The sequence below is a fragment of the Cytophagia bacterium CHB2 genome (genome assembly GCA_030263535.1).
GTDB lineage: Bacteria > Zhuqueibacterota > Zhuqueibacteria > Zhuqueibacterales > Zhuqueibacteraceae > Coneutiohabitans.
In genome coordinates this window covers 1-3050 of record SZPB01000550.1, presented here as the reverse complement: position 1 = coordinate 3050, position 3050 = coordinate 1, and the positions used below count along the sequence as shown (strand labels likewise).

The following is a 3050-nucleotide window of genomic DNA, read 5'->3' as shown; positions in this document are numbered from 1 at the left end:
GCGATTTTAGAAATTCCCCTGCCGTTGCTCATCGAGCAATTCGACGCCTCCCTCACTTTTCGGTCGCGTGAAGATTTTTTGAATCTACACTATCACATTGCCGCCGGGCCGTTTATCAAATATCAAAACGAAAACTGGCCGGCGCAGCGTCACACCATTTGCATTTGGGGTTTTACCGCTCGCGTGCTGCATCATTTCCTGAGCCTGGCTCTTCAAAACGCCCCAAACGTTATGAATGTCTGATGCCGGACTTGCCTCCGCCGCTCTCCACGTTTTGCCCTCCCGCCGTTTGATACTTGGTTACAATTCTGTGACTGAATACGCAATGCCTTTCGCAGAAGCAATGTAATTACGCAGTATCATGCTGAAACAAGAAGCTCGGCAAACAGCATGACTAACTCCAGCTTTTCGAAGCGCAGGTGCTTGGCATCTTTTTTGTCCTCGGTTCATCAGGCAACGGCGCGGAACGTTCGTACGATTGCGTTGAAAGCTTCTTAAAGATTTCGCGCAACGTTTGCAAGGCGTAACGCACAATTGCCTGCGGGAGCGCTTGTATAAATTCCATCACCACGAGCTGCTCTTTTTTGATCGATTCTTCCGTCATCACCGAGGCCGACAACATGTATCCGACGGTATTACCCGCTGATTCCAACAATTCTCCTGCTACACTGACCCTCACTGAACCACTTGAATTTGACCGACAAAATGATTTTTTGCCCGATGATTGGTGTCCGGTTGCTGCCATGTTGGAAGCGATGCCGGGGGCATTGTGCTGCCTCGACGAGAATTTCATCGTGCGGCACTGGAATCAAGCCATGTCGCGCCTTCTGGGTGTTTCTGCCGCCGAAGCGTTGTGGCGGCCTTTTTTTTCTCTGACGCCCAAAAGCTTTGAACAGGGATTGAAGCAAGAAATCCAGCAGCTTTTTTTGCAGGCGCATGCCATTGCCTCGCCCCTGCCGCAAGCGGTGCAAGGAGAGTTTCGACAGCCGCATCGGGAAGGGAACGGCTTTATGTTTCGTTATCAATTGAATCTCCTGCCCACCGCCGCAATCGCGCCGCTGGTTATGGTGTCATTGAGCGAGGCCGCGCCCCAAAAAACGCCGCAGCAACATCAACTGCATGAGCAGCTTCTCTTGCTGGGCAAATTGAACACCAGCGTCGCGCACGAGCTGGCCGGCGCCTTGGATGTAATCTGCCATAAACTGGACGAGATTCTCGGCATCGCGACGCCCTTGGGCCATCAACAGCTCGAAGCCGGCTTGCACGACATCATTACGCAAATTTATCGCATTAGCTATCTCACCAACAACATGGTGAGCCTGGCGCAGCATGGCTCTTCTCATCTCGCGCCGCTGGATATAAACGAGATGATTCTCGAAGCCCTGGCATTGCTGCAACAAACTATGCGTCACGAAGTGTTGTGCACGATGGTTTTGGGGCCGAATCTGCCGCCGGTGCCGGGCGATCCCATCCTCTTGCAAATCGTTTTTCAAAATCTCTTAAAATATGCCATTGCCGCGGCGGGCGAAGATGCTGTGCCCAAAGTACAAACGCAGCAACAGAGTGAAGGGGCGGGGGTGATTATTCGCCTCGAGGATCGCGGGCCTGCGCTGCATGCTCACATGCTCGAACATTTTTTTGACCCGATTCACAATGCTGAAAAATTCGGCTTAGGGGTGGGCTTGGGATTATTTATCAGCAAGAAAATCATCGAAGCGCATCACGGCAAGATTTTGGTAAACAGCCGCAACTCGCACGGCACGGAGATCGTGATCGAACTGCCCCAAAACATTGTGTGAGCGTGTTTTGCTTTTCCGCAAGAATTGCCAATATCTCGCTTGCGTCTCAAAAATTTTGAAAATCAAGATCAACAACCCGCGCTGCTCTGCCGGGTCTGCCCTGCATTTACAGGGCATGCTTATGAGAGAACTAATGGGGATGTTGCCGGATTAAAGAATCAAATCTACTTCAGCGCCAGCCAATTTAAATTTAGACCTGATTCTCTGCCCGCCGCGATTGTTGCGCCTCCCAGAGCTTCATATACAAGGCGAGTTTTACCATGGCCGTCACCAACGCCAGTATCAAACCGTGCATGCCATCGCGCCATCCCTGATGTGCAATAAACTTGTTCCAAAAAGCCGCAAAGGGTCGAACAAAAAAATCCCACCAATACACGCGTTTGCCGCTGCGATCTAATGCTTCCAGCGAACTGTAGCGGTTCATGCGTGCCAGGCTTTCTTCCAGTGTGCGATGCGTAAAATGCAGCAGATCGTGTTTGAGATGGCTGAGTGCGCCGTCAACAACAAAGCCCTCGTGCACGTGACTGTTGATGATTGTGGTTTTGTCTCTGCGAAACAAGCGCAATTGATAACCCGGGTACCAGCCGCTGTGCCGGATGAATTTTCCCAAAAACGTGCTCAAGCGCGGCGCATAGTAGCCCGCCTGCGGCGGCGTGTTTTTGATGAGTGTTTGAATCTCCTGTGCCAACTCCGGCGTCACGCGTTCGTCAGTATCGAGACTCAACACCCATTCGCCGGTTGCTTGCGCCAGGGCAAACTGTTTTTGTGCAGCAAATCCCGGCCACGGCCGGACGAAAATTTTGACCGGCAAGGCCGGCGAAGAAGCGGAGAATTCCTGGCATACTTTCACCGTATCATCCGAGCTTTCCGCATCGACGATGACAATCTCATCTGCAAATGCAGCACTCGCGAGACAATCGCGCAGGAGATGTGCCTCGTTTTGTGTGATGATGATGACGGAAAGCAAGGGGCGAGCTTCTGGCATGTTGGTAGCGAAGATTCATATTCGCGCTGAAACAGAGCTGCAAATACACAAAAACGTTTTCATCACAAGGCAAGCTTTCAAGTCATCTGCACCGCAGCAGAACCCGCGTTCTGCAAACAGAGCTTCGCGGCTTGCAGCACTTCCTCAACCTCCAATTGTTGCATGCAATCGTGTGTCTTGATTTTGCACGTCACGCCGTTACAGCCAAGACAATGCAATCCTGCTTTGAAAACGACTTGGTGGCCTTCGCCCCAAGGGCCTTGCAA

The 3050-nt window shown here is 51.8% G+C and carries 2 protein-coding genes; one reads left to right on the top strand and one right to left on the bottom strand.

All coding sequences use genetic code 11. The features are described from left to right. Positions 1–584: 584 nt before the first annotated feature. Positions 585–1799 carry a PAS domain-containing protein gene (locus FBQ85_28760; GenBank protein MDL1879125.1) on the top strand — a complete coding sequence of 405 codons (1215 nt, stop codon included), beginning with the start codon at positions 585–587 and terminating at the stop codon, positions 1797–1799. 190 nt (positions 1800–1989) lie between these two features. Here FBQ85_28760 and FBQ85_28755 read toward each other — a convergent pair whose 3' ends face one another. Then, positions 1990–2784, bottom strand: coding sequence for a glycosyltransferase family 2 protein (locus FBQ85_28755; GenBank protein MDL1879124.1), 795 nt, complete (start codon positions 2782–2784; stop codon positions 1990–1992). Between the last annotated feature and the right edge of the window lie 266 nt (positions 2785–3050).

Excerpts from the sequence above, each read along its gene's own strand:
- FBQ85_28755 (MDL1879124.1), bottom strand. The coding sequence starts at position 2,784 with ATGCCAGAAGCTCGCCCCTTGCTTTCCGTCATCATCATCACACAAAAC.